Below are 18,675 nucleotides of genomic sequence, written 5' to 3'. Positions count from 1 at the left end.
TTCATCTGCGAGGTGCCTTCCAGTCAGGATGATTGAGCCCTAGAGAAGTCCAATCATTCCTTGCAGGACAGGCACTTTCGCTTATCAACACCCAGCTACATCGCCATCCCGCGAAAAATCCGGGCTAATAACAGGATTAGGAAGAACACGCCGGCGACCAGTGCCCACCAGGCTGCCGCGACGCGCGTAAAGGCGGTTCGAGCCGGTTGCGCCGTTGCAACTGAACCGGTGCGTGTTGGCATCCGCGATTTTGAGGCCATGTTGTCGACTTCCCGGTCCTGAGCCACGTCAAACAGGGTTACCGTGACTTCACCGCTCAACTGGGGACGCTGAGCCAGCCTGGCCGCACACTCCCATGGCTTGTCGGCCAACGACGGCCATTAGGTAGGTGGTTGGCCGAGGTCGACAGGCAGCACCGGCCAACCACCGCGGCCTGCCGGCGGTCCGCGCCAGCGGTATCAATAACTTGATGCGCACCAAGCTGAGCTAGGGTGTGGCGGCAGCCATCGAACCAACGGCGACGCTGACGCACGAATCAGCGTTGGACCTCGCCGCGCCATGCGCCTGTTTCGGCGGATTGGCTTTCGATGAACTGCTTGAACCGCTGCAGGTCTTCATGTACGCGACGATCGAGGATCCCGAGTTTGTCCGCCACGTTCTCGACGACGCCGTCGGGATCGATGTCCATCTGTGTCGTCACCCGAGTCGTGGAGTCGGAGATCTGGTGAAAAGTCACCACACCGGCGTGAGTCGGCCCGCTGTCGGACCGCCAGGCAACCCGTTCTTCTGGATGCTGCTCGGTCACAGTGGCGTCGAACTCGCGTGTTGACGGCCCTATCTTGATCCGCCAGCGCAGATGGGTTTCGTCTAGTTGATCGACACGCTCAACCCCCTGCATGAATTTCGGGAACGACTCAAACTGAGTCCACTGGTTGTAGACCGTGTGGATAGGACGGTTCACATCGACTGCGGCCGTAATGTTGCTTGCCATAGAGTTCTCCCTGGTTGAGGTCTTCGAATGCAGGGATACCCTTGCTGCAATTGCCTAAACCGGTTGCGGTGCAAGGAAGCTGGTGTGAGCTTAGCTATGCAAGTCATCTTAACTATTAAGAAATCGAAGAGGTCAGGCACGGCGACGCCAGGCTGGATCAGGTGACTGCACGGCGTCATGCCCGCCCAGACACAACGACGTGCCACCGACCATGATGAGGAGAGCAGCAAGGGAATGAAGAGCAGGAGGGGGAAGAAGGCAAGTATGTGAACCAGTTGAGCGATGTGGTCGATAGCCGCGATGCACAACGGGTATGCATGGGCATGCCTACCGTTACGCGCACGATGACTGTTGGGTCTTCACCCGAGCAAGTCGTCAAATATCTGAAGGACTTCGCAAATAGCGAAGAGTGGGACCCGGCCACGCAGCGGTGCACCCGTGTCGGCAGCGGATCCATCGAGGTCGGTACCTCGTGGCGCAACGTGTCGAAGGTGTTCGGCAAGACCATCGAGCTCACCTACACGCTGGAGAGCTCACTGACGACACCATTGTCTTCGTCGGAAAGAACGCCACGTCAACCGATCACGACACCATCACTGTCAACGCCGCGGGCAGGGGCTCTGTTGTGCGCTACCGCGCGGACCTGACCTTGCACGGAGCGGCTCGGCTCTTCAGTCCGGTAATGAAGATACTTTTCGAGAAGTTGGCTAGTGACACCGCCACCCAGATGAGCGATGTGCTGAACAGATTAGGTGGCTCAGTCCCGCGGCGAGGGATAGAACCGACCGCATGAGCGCCCACTTCTGGCAGTAGCTGCCGGCGATGGCTTCGCCTCGCTGCGAGGGCTCGGGAGCCGGGCACACACGGCGGCCACGCACCGTGCCGCTGCCGCATATCCTAGGCTCGGCATCGCAGCGCACGATGCAATGAGCTCAGCGGCAACTGGTTCCGTTATGGTCAGGCATCACTTCTCTCAAACCGCTTGCGACGGTTAATCATCCAGATGTGCAGAGATAGCTGGGTGACAAAGGCGCACCACAGTGGATAAAGGGCCAGCGGCGCTGCACGCACGCCCACCGCTCCGATCGCTCGACGAGTCAAGTCAGCGCTACTTGTCGTCAACGCCACGTTGGCCGCAACGGCAACCGCAAGCCAGCGGCGGTTGAAAAACAACCAGGACCACCCTGCATTGAGGACGAGGTTGATGCCCAACGCAACCACGAAGGTTCGCGCCGCGCGATTCTCCTGACGGTTCCTTAATTGATCGATGGTCAACGACGAAACGGCTGCGATGTCGGCATAGAGGGCGGGCCAGATAACTGGGAAAACCCACCGAGGGGGCTGGTAGCGCGGCTTGCCCAGTTTCCGGTACCACGTGGACTGGACGGCTGGCCGCGTCGCCAAACCACCGACAGCGGAGGTCAGCACGACCGACGCCAGATTCCCGAGCAACGTAGTGGTGCGCATAAATACCCTTCTCAAGCGCTGCGCGTCACAACAACTCCCATGTGCGAAAATCCGCAATAGTCAAGGGCCGAATGGAGACTCAAGCCCAATCTGGCGGATGACGCACAGCACCTCGCGATGCTGGACGCCCAGCGTACCGATTGCGTTGGCCGAGAGTTAGGGCATCATTGTCGGGCTGGGTTGGCGATTTCAACATCTCGTCCACGAGCATGAGTAAGCCCTTCCTTGTCCGCTCGTGGCACCATCCCCCCGCAATTGTGACCTGACCGCAGTCTAGCGCGATCTGGATATGTTGTTAAGATGTTTAAAAGTCAATTCGATGGACGGCCCCTTCTCCCGCTGAGCCCCACGCGGAGCCGCAAGCGATGAAAGCTACTGCGGTGCGGACGGTTTCCTACACTTCACGGCTCCGTGGGGGAGCGCCCATCTGCCTACCCGTTGCGCCGGAGCCATCAATCACCGCTCAACGCTTTGCGGACGGTTCTCCCGCGGCTGCGCCGAATAGGCGTTGCTCAATCAACTCGGCGCCGTGCACCACACCGCCGGTCGACGCGAATCCAGTGGCGACCATTCGGGCTCCTTCGGTCATCGTCATCGCCGCCCGTACGGCGGCGCGCAACCGCCTCGGGTTGAGTCTTCTGGCCGGCAGCCGGGTCCCGCACTGTGCCACCTGCACGCGCCTCGCGACTTCCGCTTGATCGCGGGCGAACGGCACCACACACACCGGCACCCCGCGGTCGAGGGCCTTCACCGTGGTACCCATCCCACCGTGCGTGATGGCACACACCGCACGATCAAGCACCGCGCCGTGCGCCACGAATTGGCACACGGTGGCGTTCGGCGGGCGCGGCAATCCGCGCGGTACACCAGCGGGAAAGGTTGCGACGACGTGCAGTTGCTCCTCGGCCAGGGCACGCAGAGCGGTAGCAGCCAGTACAACATCTGCTTGGGCGATAGAAGATTCGCTGACCAGCACCAGCGGCCGCTCGATCGCGCTCAACCAATCCGGCCCCGGCATGGCGGTGGGCTCGAATGCGCAAGCACCGATCAGATGCACGGAATCGCCCCAGCCCGGGTGCGGGTATTCGAATGGCTCGCCACCGACTGCCAGCAACAGCGGCGCCCGGCGCATCAACGCGTCAACGGACTTGACCGGCAGAACCCCCAGACTTTCGCGAATGGCGTTGACTCGCGGTAACATTGGTCGGTCGAACAAATACCTCACGACCGGCCGTACCGAGGCGTCGCGTAACGCACCGATGGTGCCACCCCAGGGACGCAGGCCCGGCCCAAACGGCGGCACACCCGGTGACTGCAGGTATGGCGTGAAAGGCGAAAACACCAGCCACGGAATATTACTGGCTTCGACCGCCGAGATCGCTCCCCAGCAGTTGGCGTCGACAATGACCGCATCGGGAGCCACCGCGCTGATCGCGCCCCGAACATCATCGACTTCCAGAGACGCGCGCCGGCGTAGCACGTCGATCGACATCTTCAACACGCCAAACCCGTTGCGCGCGAACTGGTCTTGGGTTGCGATGGCTTCGATGCCGGCATCCACGGGCGCGGTATGGAAACCAACTTCGCGCATGGTGGCCACTTGCGCAGACATAGTACGTAAGTGGACCTGATGACCTCGCCGAGCCAACTCGAGCAGCAGCGCGCCGAGTGGGTACAGGTGGCCCAGCGCCGGCGACCCGTAAGCCAGAATTATTGCCATATCCCTAAGACAGCTAGCTGCGTCACCCCGCTCCAGGGTACGTGAGCGCGGGGGTGGGCGCGTCGCGTTGCCGGGCACTGCCCCGGGCCTACCGGTTCCGCCAGCAGCTCAGCCGTTTGCACTGTGGCGGCTGCGGCCGCTGTTGAGCATGGCCAAACCACTCGCGGGCTTGGAAAATGGCTAAGCAACCGATCATTACCGATAGCGGCCACCGGGATCGAGCGTCATCGGCTGGGTTAGCGCCATGGCGCTCGACGGGGCCGTTTGGACACTGCGACCGTACCCCAAACCGAGTCTCTGATGTATCGAGGAATGTGCCGAGGTTACGCAGCGCCGGGATTTCTTTCTTCGGTCGGGTTCGAGCCAAGCCCGCTGGCGCTCATCGCGCGCTCAATGCACCAATCCGTTGCCACCAACGAAACCGCGACGACAGTCGCGGCAGGGGCCGGCGAAGCGATGTGCAGACGCTTGCGATACCGGCGGTACCACCTTGTAATGTCGGAAATATGCCTACCCGCGCTCCGATCCACTTGGGCTCCGGCGAGCCGGTCCTGCTGCTACACCCATTCCTGCTGTCCCAGGCCGTATGGGAGAAGGTGGCCAGCCAACTGGCCGGCACCGGCCGCTACGAGGTGTTTGCCCCCACCATGGCCAGCCACAACGGCGGGCCCCGTGCCGGTACCTGGTTCCTGTCCTCGGCGGTGCTGGCCGATCACGTCGAGCGTCAGATGGACGAACTGGGCTGGGACTCCGCCCACATCGTCGGAAACTCGCTGGGCGGCTGGGTCGCCTTCGAGCTGGAGCGGCGCGGGCGGGCGCGCAGCGTCACCGGCATCGCCCCCGCCGGCGGTTGGCACCGCTGGAGCCTGGCCAAGTTCGAGGTGATCGCCAAGTTCATCCTGGGTATCCCGCTGCTGGTGTCCGCCTGGATGTTCCGGCAGCGGGTGCTGCGGCTGCCGTTCAGCCGCCGGCTGGCCACCTATGCGATCAGCGCCTCACCGGACGGGGTCGACGACGCCGAACTGCACGGCATCATCGACGATGTGGCGCACTGCCCGGCCTACTTTCAGCTGCTGGTCAAGGCGCTGCTCATGCACGGCTTGCGGGAGCTGGCCGAGAACGCCGTCCCGGCGCATCTGGTGATCTGCGGTAAGGACCGGATCATCCCCTCACCCCGCTACACCCGGCACTTCACCACACACCTGCCCGACGACCACCGCGTCACCGTGATCAAGGACGTGGGCCACGTCCCGATGTACGAGGCGCCGCAACGCATCACCGACGTGATCAGCAGCTTCATCGAAGAATGCTGCCCGCACCTCCGGGCGGTCGACCCGCCGGCTAGCTGACCAGCAGGTTCTCGCCGAGTGTGCGGTGACGGCCTCGACGGTGCGCTCGTGGCGGCGTTCTCGGCCGATCGCTCACCGTGGACACACTCTGAAAGCCGTGGCCGCACACTCGTGCGGGCCGGGACCTTCGAGTCTAACCAACCAGCTTCTTCTCCAGATTCCCGGCGATCGCGTCGAGAAACTCCTCGCTGTTGAGCCAGCCCTGCTGCGGGCCGATCAGGATGGCCAGATCCTTGGTCATCTTGCCGCTTTCCACCGTCTTGATGACCACGTCTTCCAGCGTCTGGGCGAATTCGACGACCGCAGGCGTGTTGTCCAGCTTGCCGCGATGCGCCAGCCCGCGGGTCCAGGCAAAGATCGAGGCGATCGGGTTGGTCGAGGTCGGCTGTCCGGCCTGGTACTGGCGGTAATGGCGGGTGACGGTGCCGTGCGCGGCTTCGGCCTCCACCGTTTTGCCGTCGGCCGTCATCAGCACCGAGGTCATCAGCCCCAGCGAACCGTAACCCTGCGCGACGGTGTCGGACTGGACGTCGCCGTCGTAGTTCTTGCACGCCCAGACGTAGCCGCCCTCCCACTTCAGGCAGGCAGCAACCATGTCGTCGATCAGCCGGTGCTCGTAGGTCAGGCCCTCGGCTTCGAACTTGTCCTTGAATTCGGTTTCGTAGATTCGCTGGAACTCGTCTTTGAACATGCCGTCGTAGGCCTTGAGGATGGTGTTCTTGGTCGACAGATAGACCGGCCATTTGGCGTTGAGGCCATAGGAGAACGACGCCCGCGCGAAATCCTGGATAGATTTGCGGAAGTTGTACATTCCCATCACGACGCCGCCGTCCTCGGGAATGGACACCAGTTCATGGACGATCGGCTGGCTGCCGTCGGCGGGAGTAAATGTCAGGGTGACGGTGCCGGGTTTTTCCACTTTGAAATTCGTTGCGCGGTATTGGTCACCAAAAGCGTGGCGGCCGATGACGATTGGCTTGGTCCAGCCCGGAACCAGCCGCGGCACATTCGAGATCACGATTGGTTCACGAAAGATGGTGCCGCCCAAGATGTTTCGTATGGTACCGTTGGGTGACAGCCACATCTTCTTCAGGTTGAATTCCTGGACGCGCGCCTCGTCGGGGGTGATGGTTGCGCATTTGACACCCACACCGTGCCGCTTGATGGCATAGGCGGCATCAATAGTGACCTGGTCATTGGTCTGGTCACGGTGCTCGATGCCCAGGTCGTAATACTCCAGATTGATGTCCAGATGCGGCAGTATCAGCTTGTCCTTGATGAACTTCCAAATGACGCGGGTCATCTCGTCACCGTCGAGCTCGACCAACGGGCCTTTGACCTTGATCTTGGCTTCACTGGACATGTGGACCCGAATCCTCCAGCCTCATGAGCTTTGGGGCGAGCGGTTGCTCTGCTGGTGAGGTTACTAGGAGCGTTCACCCACCCCGCCGGGCCGGAGTTCGGGTCGCAGTTGGCATCAAGCAGCCGCCGTACGGTAGGCTTCGAGGCGGTCATGAGCGCCAGCGTCAAGCCCCGGCTTGCTGGCCGGCAACCCTCCAACCGCGGTGGGGTGCCCCGGGTGATGACCAGGTTGAGTAGCCACAATCGGCTACACGGCAAGCGCGGGTCCGCCGTGACGGGCCCCTGAGCTGACAGGGAGTGACGTCTATGAGCGCAGATGGCAACAGCACCGAGGCCGATCCGGCCGCGCACTGGTCATTCGAGACCAAGCAGATCCACGCTGGCCAGCAGCCCGACTCCGCCACCAACGCGCGGGCCCTGCCGATCTACCAGACCACCTCGTACACCTTCGACAACACCGCGCACGCCGCTGCGCTGTTCGGGCTGGAGGTGCCCGGCAACATCTACACGCGGATCGGCAATCCCACCACCGATGTGGTCGAGCAGCGCATCGCGGCCCTTGAAGGCGGCGTGGCGGCGCTGTTCCTGTCGTCGGGTCAGGCCGCGGAGACCTTCGCGATCCTCAACCTGGCCGGCGCCGGCGATCACATCGTGTCCAGCCCGCGGCTGTACGGCGGCACCTATAACCTGTTCCACTATTCGCTGGCCAAGCTCGGCATCGAGGTCAGCTTCGTCGAGGATCCCGACGATCTGGACGCCTGGCAGGCCGCCGTTCGGCCCAACACCAAGGCGTTTTTCGCCGAAACCATCTCCAACCCGCAGATCGACATCCTGGACACCCCCGGAGTGGCCGAGGTGGCTCACCGCAACGGATTGCCGCTGATCGTCGACAACACCATCGCCACGCCCTACCTGATCCAGCCGTTCACCCAGGGCGCCGACATCGTGGTCCACTCGGCCACCAAATACCTGGGCGGACACGGGGCCGCGATCGCCGGTGTGATCGTCGACGGCGGCACTTTCGACTGGACGCAGGGCCGCTTCCCCGGATTCACCACCCCCGATCCCAGCTACCACGGCGTGGTGTTTGCCGAACTGGGACCGCCGGCGTTCGCGCTCAAGGCTCGCGTGCAGCTGCTTCGCGATCTGGGTTCGGCCGCCTCGCCGTTCAACGCCTTCCTGGTGGCGCAGGGCCTGGAGACGTTAAGCCTGCGGATCGAGCGGCACGTCGCCAACGCTCAACGCGTAGCCCAGTTCTTACAAGCCCGCGACGAGGTGCTGTCGGTCAACTACGCGGGGCTGCCCAGTTCACCGTGGTATGAGCGGGCAAAGAAGCTGGCGCCCAAGGGAACCGGCGCTGTCCTGTCCTTCGAGCTGGCCGGTGGTATCGAGGCCGGCAAGGCCTTCGTCAACGCGCTGAAGCTGCACAGCCACGTCGCCAACATCGGTGACGTGCGCTCGCTGGTGATCCACCCGGCATCCACCACCCACGCCCAGCTGAGCCCCGCCGAGCAACTGTCCACCGGCGTCAGCCCGGGATTGGTGCGGTTGGCCGTCGGGATCGAGGGCATCGACGACATCCTGGCCGACCTCGAGCTGGGCTTTGCCGCAGCACGAAGATTCAGCGAGTTCAGCGGCGAGTCGCAGGCCGTGGCGGCCTTCTGAGGAGCTCTAACGTGACGATCTCCGACGTGCCCACCCAGACGCTGCCCGCCGAAGGTGAGATCGGTCTGGTCGACATCGGCTCGTTGCGCCTGGAAAGCGGTGCGGTGATCGACGACGTCTGCATCGCCGTACAGCGTTGGGGCACGTTGTCGGCCAACCGCGACAACGTCGTGATGGTGCTGCACGCCCTCACCGGTGATTCGCACATCACCGGACCCGCCGGGCCGGGGCACCCCACCCCCGGCTGGTGGGACGGGGTGGCCGGGCCCGGCGCTCCGATCGACACCGACCGCTGGTGCGCCGTGGCCACCAATGTGCTGGGCGGTTGCCGCGGCTCCACCGGACCGAGTTCGCTTGGGCGCGACGGGAAACCTTGGGGCTCACGGTTTCCGACCATCACGGTACGCGACCAGGTGGAGGCCGATATGGCCGCACTGGCCGCGTTGGGCATCACCCAGGTGGCCGCCGTGGTCGGCGGATCGATGGGCGGGGCCCGTGCGCTGGAATGGATTGTCGGCCACCCCGACCGGGTGCGCTCGGCACTGCTGCTGGCCGTTGGCGCGCGTGCCACCGCGGATCAGATCGGCACGCAGACAACCCAGATCGAGGCCATCAAGGCCGACCCGAATTGGCAGGGCGGCGACTACCACGACACGGGCCGCAAGCCCGAGGCGGGGCTGAAGATCGCCCGGCGATTTGCCCACCTGACCTACCGCGCCGAGACGGAGCTCGACAACCGGTTTGCCAACCGCGGTCAGGACGGCGAAGACCCCGCCGACGGCGGACGCTACGCGGTGCAAAGCTACCTGGAACACCAAGGGGACAAGCTGTTGTCCCGATTCGACGCCGGTAGCTATGTGGCATTGACCGAGACACTCAACAGTCACGACGTCGGTCGTGGGCGTGGCGGGGTCGCTGCGGCACTGCGCGGATGTCCGGTACCCGTCGTGGTCGGTGGTATCACCTCCGACCGCCTCTATCCGCTGCGCTTACAACAAGAACTGGCCGAGTTGCTGCCCGGCTGCGCCGGGCTGCGCGTTGTCGACTCCGTCTGCGGGCACGACGGCTTCCTCATCGAGATTGACGCTGTCGGCGAATTGATCCGCCAGACACTGCAATTGGCTGATCATCAAGCCGACTATCGGGGCGTGCGTCCATGGTGACCCGGTCCAGCCAGGACCCGTCGCTGTCATTCGGTTCGGCGGCGGCCGCCTACGAGCGGGGCCGCCCCTCCTATCCACCGGAGGCCATCGACTGGCTGCTGCCGACCGGTGCTCGCAACGTCCTTGATCTGGGCGCCGGCACCGGCAAGCTGACCACCCGGCTGGTCGAGCGCGGTCTGGACGTGGTGGCCGTCGACCCGATTCCCGAAATGCTCGAGGTGCTGCGTGCTTCGCTACCGGAAACGCTGGCGCTGCTGGGCACGGCGGAAGAGATTCCGTTGGAAGACAACAGCGTCGACGCCGTGCTGGTGGCCCAGGCCTGGCATTGGGTGGATCCCGCGCGGGCCATCCCCGAGGTCGCACGGGTGCTACGGCCGGGTGGACGGCTGGGCTTGGTGTGGAACACCCGCGACGAACGGCTGGGCTGGGTCCGCGAGCTGGGCGACATCATCGGACGAGACGGCGACCCCGCGCGCGACAAAGCGACGTTGCCCGAACCGTTCACCGACGTGGAACGTTGTCAGGTCGAGTGGACCAATTACCTGACGCCGCAAGCATTGATCGATTTGGTGGCGTCTCGCACCTACTGCATCACCTCACCGGCGAAAGTGCGCACCAAGACACTCGGCCAGGTCCGTCAGTTGCTGGCCACCCACCCGGCGCTGGCGAACGCGAACGGCCTTGCGTTGCCCTACGTTACGGTGTGCGTGCGGGCAACGCTGTCCTGACGTCCGGGTGGTGTTGCGTCGCTTGGGATTAGCAGTCCCGGAGAGCGACGACGGGTTTAGGCGGATTGAGTGAACTGGTTTATTAGGAGTTCGACTCGAGCGGCGTGGTGTCCCGGCCGTAACCGGCCGCCGCGGTTGAGCGTGACTAGTCCGTGCAGCGCGGCCCACAGCACCTCCGCGAGGGTGTCGACGTCCTGCCGATCTGCAATTTCTGCGACTGCGTGGCGTAGCTCGCGGAACGCATTCGACAATTCTGGTGGGGTGTCTGCGTCGGCAAATCGCAATGTCGTTGCGCGGATGAACATTGCGTCGTAGAGCGCGGGATTACTGTCGGCGAAGTCGATGTAGGCATTCGCAATTCGTTTCAGCGCCGCTTTGGGTGCGCGTCTCCCGCGACGGGCAGCCGAGAGCACCTCGGCCAGTTCGCCGAACCCATCGATCGCCACGGCCTCAGCGAGGTGATCCATGCCCGAGAAGTGCTTATACAACACCGGCTGGCTGTATTCGATCGCGTCGGAAAGCCGGCGCGTGGTAACAGCGTCCCAGCCTTCGGCTTCCGCCAGTTGACGCGCGGTACTGATGATCAGTCGACGACGTGCGGCTTGCTCGCGAGCTCGGCGTTCATTGACGGCCATGGGCGATACTAGCACGGCTAGATTAGCTAGCGATGCTATTGACATTACTCCGCGAAATCGCTAGCATTGCTAGCACTACGGCTGGAGAGGGGGCGCTGCCGTGATCGAGCTCGCCACAATGCTGGCATTGACATCAGTAGTGGCTACCGCGGTTGTTTTTGGCACCGACGTGTTCTGTGCACTCGTCCAGCGACCAGCATTGGCCGCTGTTGACGATCGCGCTCTGGTGGCGGTGATGGGCAACGTGCATCGCTACGGCGACCGGCGCATGCCCGTACCCGGTGTTCTCGGCGGCGGGGCCGCCGTCGCCAGTGCGACATTGTTCGCAGTGGCCGGCCAATGGACCCAAGCCATTGTGGCGGTGTCCGCCGTGGCGGTGCTGCTGGCCTGGATTGCGCTCTATGTGCGGGTCAGCGCGCCGATCAACCGCCAGCTCACCGCCGCCGCAGCCAGCGGCCGGGTCCCAGCGAATGCCCGCGCGCTGCAGTCCACTTGGGATCGCATCATTGATGCTCGCGCCGTCCTGCAGGGTCTCGCACTGGCAGCGTTGTGCCTCACGCTGGTTGTCTGAGCCAAGATGTGCCCCGAAGATCCATACCCGCACCGTCCGGCACTGAAGGGATAGTGATCGTGATCGTACGACCGGAAACGCTTGGGCGGCTCCTCATGCGCGCCGCGCCGCTATTCAACGTACCGGTGGCCGCGGTGGCCACCTCGCCACGCTTCGGCGGGCTGCTGAACCGCAACATCGCCATGCTCAGCTATACCGGACGGCGTTCCGGGCGCACGTTCACCATCCCGGTGGCATACCGCCGCACCGGCGACGAGATCGTCATCAGCGTGAACATGCCCGAGGCCAAGACATGGTGGCGAAACTTTCTAGGCAACGGCGGGCCACTGACGTTGCGGCTCGACGGAACCGAACGCGCCGGGCATGCGATCGCTCGGCGGGACGCGAAGGGAAGGGTCACCATCACCGTACGGCTGACCAACTGACCACGGGCCGGCGGTGCGACGTCCGCAGTGGCGAAGCCGCGATAAGCCGCCGGGTAAGCGCGTTGTCGTCGAATTCCTTTGCGGCAACCGCGTTCCCGGCCTTATGCACGTGTGCCCACTCTCATCTCGTGACCGTGGACCGGCCCGAAATGATCATGCCGGCGAGCCGGTTGCTCATCAATTCTGCGGCCTCCTCGACAATGCGGGAAACCAAGTCACCGACGGTCGGGATGTCGTTGATCAGTCCCATCGCAGTTCCCACAGTCCATATGCCAGCGTCGATATCACCGTTTTCAAACACTTTTCGCGCCAGGACTAGCAATCGATCTCGGCGTTCAGATCGAATTCGGCCAACGTGCGCGACACCAGCTCCCGCAGCTCATCTTTGGTATTCGAGCGACCGACAAGATAAGCAGAGACTCCGATGCGCATCTTCCCGCGGCTGCGCCCCGAACTCAGCAGCATTCGTCCGCCCGTGCCCTCGAGTTCGTTCCTGGTGATATTGGGCTCGATCTGTCGCATGTACGCCGAGTCGGCATCGGTGCCGTCGGGTCGGTTGGCGGCCGGGGGCAGATCACCGACATTGGAGCACGTGACGGGAAGGCCGGGACCACCCGCCGCCATCCCGAGGAGCCTCCTGGCCACCCAGGTCGGCGTCACCGCCGCCAGCGGCAGCGGTGCCAGCAACTCGTTGTCGGAATCCTCCATCGCTTCGAGGACTGCTCGCGTGATCTTGGCGTGCATTTCACCGAGATCGGTCGCCGCGTGCTCCGGGTCGACGGCGACGTCGACAGCGGTCAGCGCATTGCCGCGGGTGTCTCCTTCGGTCCGAAGCGACACCACGAATCGTAGGGTGACCGTTCCGTCGTCCTGAACCCGTCCGGCCCGCACCGCGAGCCTACAGGCCACCCCGCCCACAAGTGAGTTGCTGTTTGCGCCAAGTCTTTTCGCACAAGCATCCCACTCCGCCAGGTCGATACATGCGGTCACGGCGGGAACCTCCACGGTCTGGTCGCCGCCGGCCGTCCTTGGGGACGGAGGTGCCGCTTTGATCGATGACCGGAACTCCTCGCGATCACGCCGAAGCCTTCGAACCACGCCACCCACAGCGTGCAATACGTCGGGCAGTTCCTCGACGGTTTGCCGGAGATCCGCTCGCAGCGCGCGCCTGAGCGTGCGCGATCCCGCGCGCAGATAACCCAGATCTCGCGTCCTGCCCTCGGCCGCGTCGACTATCGCCTGCCCGAACGCGATCGCGTCGACCACCGCATGCGAGGCCACCAGACTTATCGCCGTCCCGCCGTCCTCGAGCGGCAACACCCCGAGATGCCAGGCCGGCCCCCACTCCGGATCGACGGGTCGGCGCGCCCGCTCGTCGACCCACGTGCCGACATCGGCGCGCCGCCGCGGCGTCGCGACAAAGTCAATCTCCGCCGGCGCCGGCGCCAACACCCAGTGATCACGCGCGAACGGTACCGGCGATCTTTCGATTCTGCGCCCCAACAACCCGCGTCCGAGATTGCGGTGAAAACGCCGCAACCCGTCAAGGTCGACGGCACGGTCGTAGATCCATGTCACCTGCAGCAGCGACACGTGTCCTGCCCGCAGCCCCAGGAACGCGGCTTGATCCAGGTATGCGAGCCGATTGTCCACCGGCTCGGCGTCGCCCGTGGCGACCTCGGCCGCCGGACCCGCGGGCACAGCGGTGACGCGCAGCAGGTCGGCGAGGTGGGCGGCGAGCAACGCGGGGCTGGGGTGGTCGAAGGTGACGGTGGCCGGCAAGGCCACTCCGGTTTGGGCGGACAGGGTGTTGCGCAGCTCCAGCGCACTGAGCGAGTCGATGCCGAGATCTTTGAACGGCTGCTCGGGATCCATTGCCGCCGGGTCCGGATGTGCCAGCACCGCCGCGGTGGCGGTGATGACCAGGTTGGCCAGCATGTCGTGCTGTCGCTCGGGGGCCAGCCCGGCCAGCCGGGCCGCCAGCGCGCGGGAGTCGGCCGCGGCGGCCTGAGGCCGGGCGGTGACCAGCGCGGACAGGATCGGAGGCAGGCTGTTTTCCCGGGCCAACGCCGACAACGCCCGGGTGCCGAGCGGGGCCGGGATCAGATTGGGGTGCTGCTGGGAAAGGGCGGCATCGAACAGGGCCAAACCCTGGCCGGCGGCGATCGGGACCATCCCGCTGCGGGTCAGACGGGTGAGATCACGCGTGTCCAGGTCCCCGGTCATCCCGGAGGACGGCTGCCAATACCCCCAGGCCAGACTCATGGCCGCCGGCCGTTCACGGGCCAGTGCGTCGAGGACGGCGTTGGCGGCCGCGTAGTTGGCCTGTCCCGGGGCGCCCAGGACACCCGCGGCCGAGGAGAACAACACGAACGCGGCCAGCTCGGTGTTGGCGGTGAGTTGGTGCAGATACCAGGCACTGTCGGCTTTGGCGGCCAGCACGTTGTCGAGCTGTTGCGCGGTGAGCTGGCTGGTCACCGCGTCATCGAGCACTCCGGCGGCGTGGATGACCGCGGTCAACGGGTGTTCGGCGGGAATCGAGCCGATCAGGGCGGCCAGCTCGCTCGGGTTGGCACAGTCGCAGGCGCTGATCGTGACATCGGCACCCAGACCCTGCAGGCGCTGGGCGAGCTCGACCGCTTCGGGCGTGCTGGCGCCGCGCCGCGAGGTCAACAACAGCCGGCGCGCACCGTAACCGGTGATCAGGTGTTCGGCGAACAGCCCGCCGAGCATGCCGGTGCCCCCGGTGATCAACACCGTGCCCTGCGGGTCGAGCACCGCGGGCGGGGTGATCGCGCCCCTGCCGGTGATCAACTCGCGCACCCCGGCCCAGGCGTGTTGCACCTGTTCGGGGGTGGCCGCGCTCAGGTCGTAGGCGTGATAGCTCAGGCCGGGATGAGTCTGTGCGACGTCGGCGGCTGACCGGATGTCGGTCTTACCGATCTCGACAAAGCGCCCACCCGGGGCCACCAGGCGCAGCGACGCGTCCACGAATTCGCCGCGGAGACTGTTCAACACCACGTCCATGCCGCGCCCGCCACCGGCTGCGGCGAAGGTGTCGCCGAAGTCCAGGGTGCGCGAAGAGGCGATGTGATCCTCGGGTATGCCCAGCCCGCGCAGGATGTGGTGCTTGGCGGGATGAGCGGTGGCGAACACCTCGGCACCCAGGTGCGCTGCGATGCGGATGGCGGCCTGGCCGACCCCGCCGGCGGCGGAGTGGATGAGCACCCGCTGTCCTGCTGACACCTGCGCGATACCGATCAGAACGCTGTACGCGGTGATATACGCGGCCGGGACCGAAGCCGCTTGAGGGTAGGACCATCCCGGCGGGACGGCCACTACGCTGCGGTGATCGGTGGTGGCGGTGGGGGCGAAGGCGTTGTCGGGGAACAGCCCCATCACCGCATCCCCCGGCGCGAAATCCGTGACGTCGTCTGCCGTGTCGATGACCACCCCGGCCGCTTCCGCGCCAAGGCCTTCATCGCTGATCGCCGCCAGGGCGACCACCACGTCATGGAAATTCAGGCCGGCGGCGCGGATCTGCACCCGAATCTGACCCGGGCCCAACGTCGTTGGCGCCGGGGTGGGAACCAGGGTCAGGTTCGCCAAATCCCCGCGACCGGTGGTGATCAGCTGCCAGTGCGGCGTCGGGGGCGGGGTCAACGCCCGCGCCGGGGTCAGCCGGGGAATGTGAGCGACACCGTCACGCAACGCCAGCTGCGGCTCACCGCCGGTGCCGGCGAAGGTGGCCAGCAGATGCAGCAGGGTGTCGGCACTGGCGCCGGCGAGGTCGGTATCGACCAGCCGGATCCGGCCCGGATACTCGTTGTGGGCGCTGTGCAGCAGCGCCCACACCGCGGCCTGCGCCAGATCCGGCGCCCGGTCATAGGGGCTGATCGCCACCGCGCGACACGTCAGAACCACCAACGCCGTGCCGGATGTGTCGGGGCGGGCCAACCAGGCCTGCAGCCCGGCCAGCGCCCGTCGGGTCAGCCCATGAATGCTCGATACGGCATCACGGTCATCGCCGGGACGTTCCGGCGCAGCCAACGACCACAACACCACCGGCGGGCATGGCCGCACCGCATCCAAATCGGGGCGTACCGGGCCGTTGCGCAGGCTGGTCGACAGCGCGTCGAGATCTTCGGCAACGACCACCCACTGCGGCCGCTCGGCCGCTGCGGCAGCAGCGGTGGGCAGGGGCGGCCAGGCCAGCTCCCACAAACCCGGAACCGACGGCGCCGCTGTCGTGGGGGCGCTCAGAGTCGCCATGTCGCGCAGGACTCGAACGACGACCGTGTCGATGCTGATTACCGGCGCGCCGGCAGGATCGCTGGCGTACAGGGTGAAGGTGTCGTCGCCGGTGCGGGTCAGCCACACCTGCAGCCGGGTAGCCGCGGTTGCATACAGCGTGACCCCGCTGAACACGAACGGAAGGCGCAGCACCGCCGGCTCGGCGTCCGCCCCGGCTCCCAGGGCGGCGGCGATCGGGTGCAGCGCGGCATCGAGCAACGCCGGGTGCATCCCGTAACCGGTGATATCGGTCCCGGCAGGCAGCGCCACTTCCGCGTAGATGTGGTCGGGGTCGCCCGGCTGGTGGCCGATCCCGCGTACCGAGCAGAACGGCGGATCGTAGTGCAGGCCGCAGTCGGCCAGCTGCTGATAGAAACGCTGCACATCGACAGCCGTCGCCGGCAACGCCGGGACGGGTGGTTCACCGGCAGCGGTTTGCCCGGGACGCAGGGTCCCGCTGGCGTGCAACACCCAACCGGCCTCGGCCCGATGGTCGGTGCCGGTGCGGGCATGGACGTTGACCGAGCGTCGCCCGGCCCCATCGGCGTCGGCCACACTGATCTGGATGTCGGTTGGGGTGTGTTCGGCCAGCACCAGCGGGGTGTGCAACACCAACTCGTCAATGACCGGGCATCCCACGTAATCCCCGACCCCCAGGACCAGATCGACAAACCCCGTCGCGGGCAACACCACCACGTCACCCACCCGATGGGCAGCAAGCCAGGCCTGTGAACCGAGAACCACCCGACCGGTGGCTATCACCTCGTCTCGATCGGCCAATGTGGTGATCGCCCCGAGTAACGGATGCTGCGGTTGATCCAGCCCCAGGCCGGCGGCATCGGTGCCGGATCGCGGGGTCAGCCAATACCGGTGATGCTGGAACGGGTACGTCGGTAGCTCGACCTGTCGGGCGTGGGGATAGAGCGCCGGCCACGCCGGGCTTTGGCCATGAACATGCAGCCGGGCCAGCATGGCAGTCAGGGTGTCCAGGTCGGGTCGCTCGCGGTGCAGGGTGGGAATGACCGCCGAGCCCGGACGCCCCGTGGTGCCGGCCAGAATGTCGGCGAGCGCCGGGGCCAGCACCGGATGCGGTGATACTTCCACAAACACCTGCTCAGCAGCGGCCAGCAGATGTTTGATGCTGTCGTAAAACCGGACCGGTTGACGCACATTGGCGTACCAGTAGTCGGCGGTCATGGTGGTGGTGTCCAGCGGCTGGTCCGACATGACGCCGTGCACGGTGGAATGCAGCGCGATCCGTCCCGGTTTCGGGGTCAGCCCGGCCAACTCGTCAAGCAGGCGCTCGCGCAACGGTTCGACCTGAGCGCAGTGTGAGGCGTAATCGACTGTGATGGAACGGATCTGGACATTGTCGGCTTCGCAATCTGCGATGAACCGCGCCATCGCTTCGGGACCGCCGCTGATGATGGTGTGGGTGGGGCCGTTGACCGCGGCAACCGCCAGCGCGTCACCGTAGGACTGCAGTCGCGCGTCCACGTCGTCAGCGGCCAGCAACACCGATGCCATGGCGCCGGCCCCGGATAGCTCCGCCAGGGCTGCGCTGCGCAGTGCCACGATTTTGGCGGCCTGCTCGAGGGTGAACACCCCGGCGACGTAGGCGGCGGCAATCTCGCCTTGGGAGTGCCCGATCACCGCGTCCGGTTCGATCCCGTAGCTCATCAGGGTGCGGGCCAACGACACCATGACGGCGAACAACATCGGCTGGACCACATCGACGCGATCCAGGGAGGGGGCGCCTGGCTCACCACGAAGGACCGCACGCACCGACCAGCCCGTGCAGGCACCCAGGGCCTGATCACACTCGTCGATCGCGGCGGAAAAAGTGGGGTGCCGGCCGTAGAGCTGGGCGGCCATACCGGGGTACTGGCCGCCCTGGCCGGGGAACACGAACACGGTTTTGGCCGCCGATGTCGCGCGTTGGTGGTTGTGGACGAGTTGCGGGTGCAGCTGATCGGCGGATAACGCTTCGAGTGCCGCAACCAGCTCAGCCCGGGTATCGGCGCTGTCGGCCGGCACCGTCACGACGGCCCGGTACGGGTGGTGGGTTCGGGTGCTGGCCAGGCTGTAGGCCACATCGGCGAGGTCCAGGTTGGGATGGCAGACCAGCAGTTGGTGTAGCCGGTCGGCCTGCGCGCACAACGCCGCGCGGGTGCGCGCCGACACCGGCCACAGCGGCAGTCGGGGCGGCCCGACCTCAGCACCGTCCTCGTTGCGCGCGGCCGCGGGCCGGGGCTGGGCCGGGTCGACCGGCGGGGTGGGGGCTTGCCGCAGGATCAGATGGGCGT

General features: G+C 65.6%; 14 protein-coding genes, 1 pseudogene and 1 riboswitch. Of the genes and pseudogenes, 7 read left to right on the top strand and 8 right to left on the bottom strand.

Annotated features, from left to right (window positions below; translation table 11 throughout):
- Positions 1-95 precede the first annotated feature (95 nt).
- Together EET13_RS05945 and EET13_RS05940 are read right to left on the bottom strand one after the other, a co-directional pair.
- Positions 96-320, bottom strand: a complete 225-nt coding sequence (locus EET13_RS05945; RefSeq protein ID WP_136623116.1) for a hypothetical protein — start codon at positions 318-320, stop codon at positions 96-98.
- A 215-nt stretch (positions 321-535) separates the two neighbouring features.
- Entirely contained in the window at positions 536-991 is a 456-nt protein-coding gene (locus EET13_RS05940; RefSeq protein ID WP_122441417.1) for an SRPBCC family protein, read from the bottom strand.
- 284 nt (positions 992-1,275) lie between these two features.
- Here EET13_RS05940 and EET13_RS05935 point away from each other — a divergent pair, with 284 nt between their 5' ends.
- Positions 1,276-1,638, top strand: a complete 363-nt coding sequence (locus EET13_RS05935; protein ID WP_244603787.1) for an SRPBCC family protein — start codon at positions 1,276-1,278, stop codon at positions 1,636-1,638.
- Positions 1,639-1,948: 310 nt separating this feature from the next.
- Here the strand turns inward: EET13_RS05935 and EET13_RS05930 are convergent, their stop codons facing one another.
- Together EET13_RS05930 and EET13_RS05925 are read right to left on the bottom strand one after the other, a co-directional pair.
- A complete protein-coding gene (locus EET13_RS05930) occupies positions 1,949-2,458 on the bottom strand; it encodes a TspO/MBR family protein (RefSeq protein ID WP_122441416.1) in 510 nt (169 codons plus the stop codon).
- 463 nt (positions 2,459-2,921) lie between these two features.
- Positions 2,922-4,178 (bottom strand): glycosyltransferase, encoded by a 1,257-nt coding sequence (locus EET13_RS05925; protein WP_122441415.1) that lies wholly within the window; start codon positions 4,176-4,178, stop codon positions 2,922-2,924.
- Between the two features lie 506 nt (positions 4,179-4,684).
- On the opposite strand from EET13_RS05925, the gene EET13_RS05920 reads away from it, so the two are divergent.
- The gene (locus EET13_RS05920) at positions 4,685-5,527 is read left to right on the top strand and encodes an alpha/beta fold hydrolase (protein ID WP_122441414.1); all 843 of its coding nucleotides are present in this window, start codon (positions 4,685-4,687) and stop codon (positions 5,525-5,527) included.
- Between the two features lie 133 nt (positions 5,528-5,660).
- Here EET13_RS05920 and EET13_RS05915 read toward each other — a convergent pair whose 3' ends face one another.
- Positions 5,661-6,890, bottom strand: a complete 1,230-nt coding sequence (locus EET13_RS05915; protein WP_122441413.1) for an NADP-dependent isocitrate dehydrogenase — start codon at positions 6,888-6,890, stop codon at positions 5,661-5,663.
- Between the two features lie 146 nt (positions 6,891-7,036).
- A riboswitch (SAM riboswitch) is annotated at positions 7,037-7,156 on the top strand.
- A gap of 39 nt (positions 7,157-7,195) precedes the next feature.
- Here EET13_RS05915 and EET13_RS05910 point away from each other — a divergent pair.
- The 3 genes from EET13_RS05910 to EET13_RS05900 are packed head-to-tail and all read left to right on the top strand — an operon-like array spanning position 7,196 to position 10,445.
- Positions 7,196-8,554 (top strand): bifunctional o-acetylhomoserine/o-acetylserine sulfhydrylase, encoded by a 1,359-nt coding sequence (locus EET13_RS05910; RefSeq protein WP_122441412.1) that lies wholly within the window; start codon positions 7,196-7,198, stop codon positions 8,552-8,554.
- Between the two features lie 11 nt (positions 8,555-8,565).
- Positions 8,566-9,717 (top strand): homoserine O-acetyltransferase MetX, encoded by a 1,152-nt coding sequence (gene metX / locus EET13_RS05905; RefSeq protein ID WP_122441411.1) that lies wholly within the window; start codon positions 8,566-8,568, stop codon positions 9,715-9,717.
- Entirely contained in the window at positions 9,714-10,445 is a 732-nt protein-coding gene (locus EET13_RS05900; RefSeq protein ID WP_122441421.1) for a class I SAM-dependent methyltransferase, read from the top strand. The genes metX and EET13_RS05900 overlap by 4 nt, the downstream gene beginning before the upstream one ends.
- 56 nt (positions 10,446-10,501) lie before the next feature.
- Here the strand turns inward: EET13_RS05900 and EET13_RS05895 are convergent, their stop codons facing one another.
- Positions 10,502-11,080, bottom strand: a complete 579-nt coding sequence (locus tag EET13_RS05895; protein WP_122441410.1) for a TetR/AcrR family transcriptional regulator — start codon at positions 11,078-11,080, stop codon at positions 10,502-10,504.
- Between the two features lie 118 nt (positions 11,081-11,198).
- Between EET13_RS05895 and EET13_RS05890 the strand changes: the two genes are divergently transcribed.
- Positions 11,199-11,651 (top strand): DUF1772 domain-containing protein, encoded by a 453-nt coding sequence (locus EET13_RS05890; RefSeq protein WP_122441420.1) that lies wholly within the window; start codon positions 11,199-11,201, stop codon positions 11,649-11,651.
- 95 nt (positions 11,652-11,746) lie between these two features.
- On the top strand, positions 11,747-12,076 hold the full coding sequence (locus EET13_RS05885) for a nitroreductase/quinone reductase family protein (protein ID WP_168991238.1): 330 nt from the start codon (positions 11,747-11,749) through the stop codon (positions 12,074-12,076).
- Positions 12,077-12,197: 121 nt separating this feature from the next.
- Here EET13_RS05885 and EET13_RS05880 read toward each other — a convergent pair.
- A pseudogene (locus EET13_RS05880) lies at positions 12,198-12,392 on the bottom strand (nitronate monooxygenase); the annotation flags it as partial.
- Positions 12,392-18,675: SDR family NAD(P)-dependent oxidoreductase (locus EET13_RS05875; protein ID WP_122441409.1), on the bottom strand; the 6,284-nt coding region annotated here is incomplete at its 5' end. The gene EET13_RS05875 and the pseudogene EET13_RS05880, both read right to left, overlap by 1 nt.

Source organism: Mycobacterium attenuatum, assembly GCF_900566085.1.
GTDB lineage: Bacteria > Actinomycetota > Actinomycetes > Mycobacteriales > Mycobacteriaceae > Mycobacterium > Mycobacterium attenuatum.
Note: the sequence above shows the minus strand (reverse complement) of the source record. Positions and strands in the feature narration are given on the sequence as shown.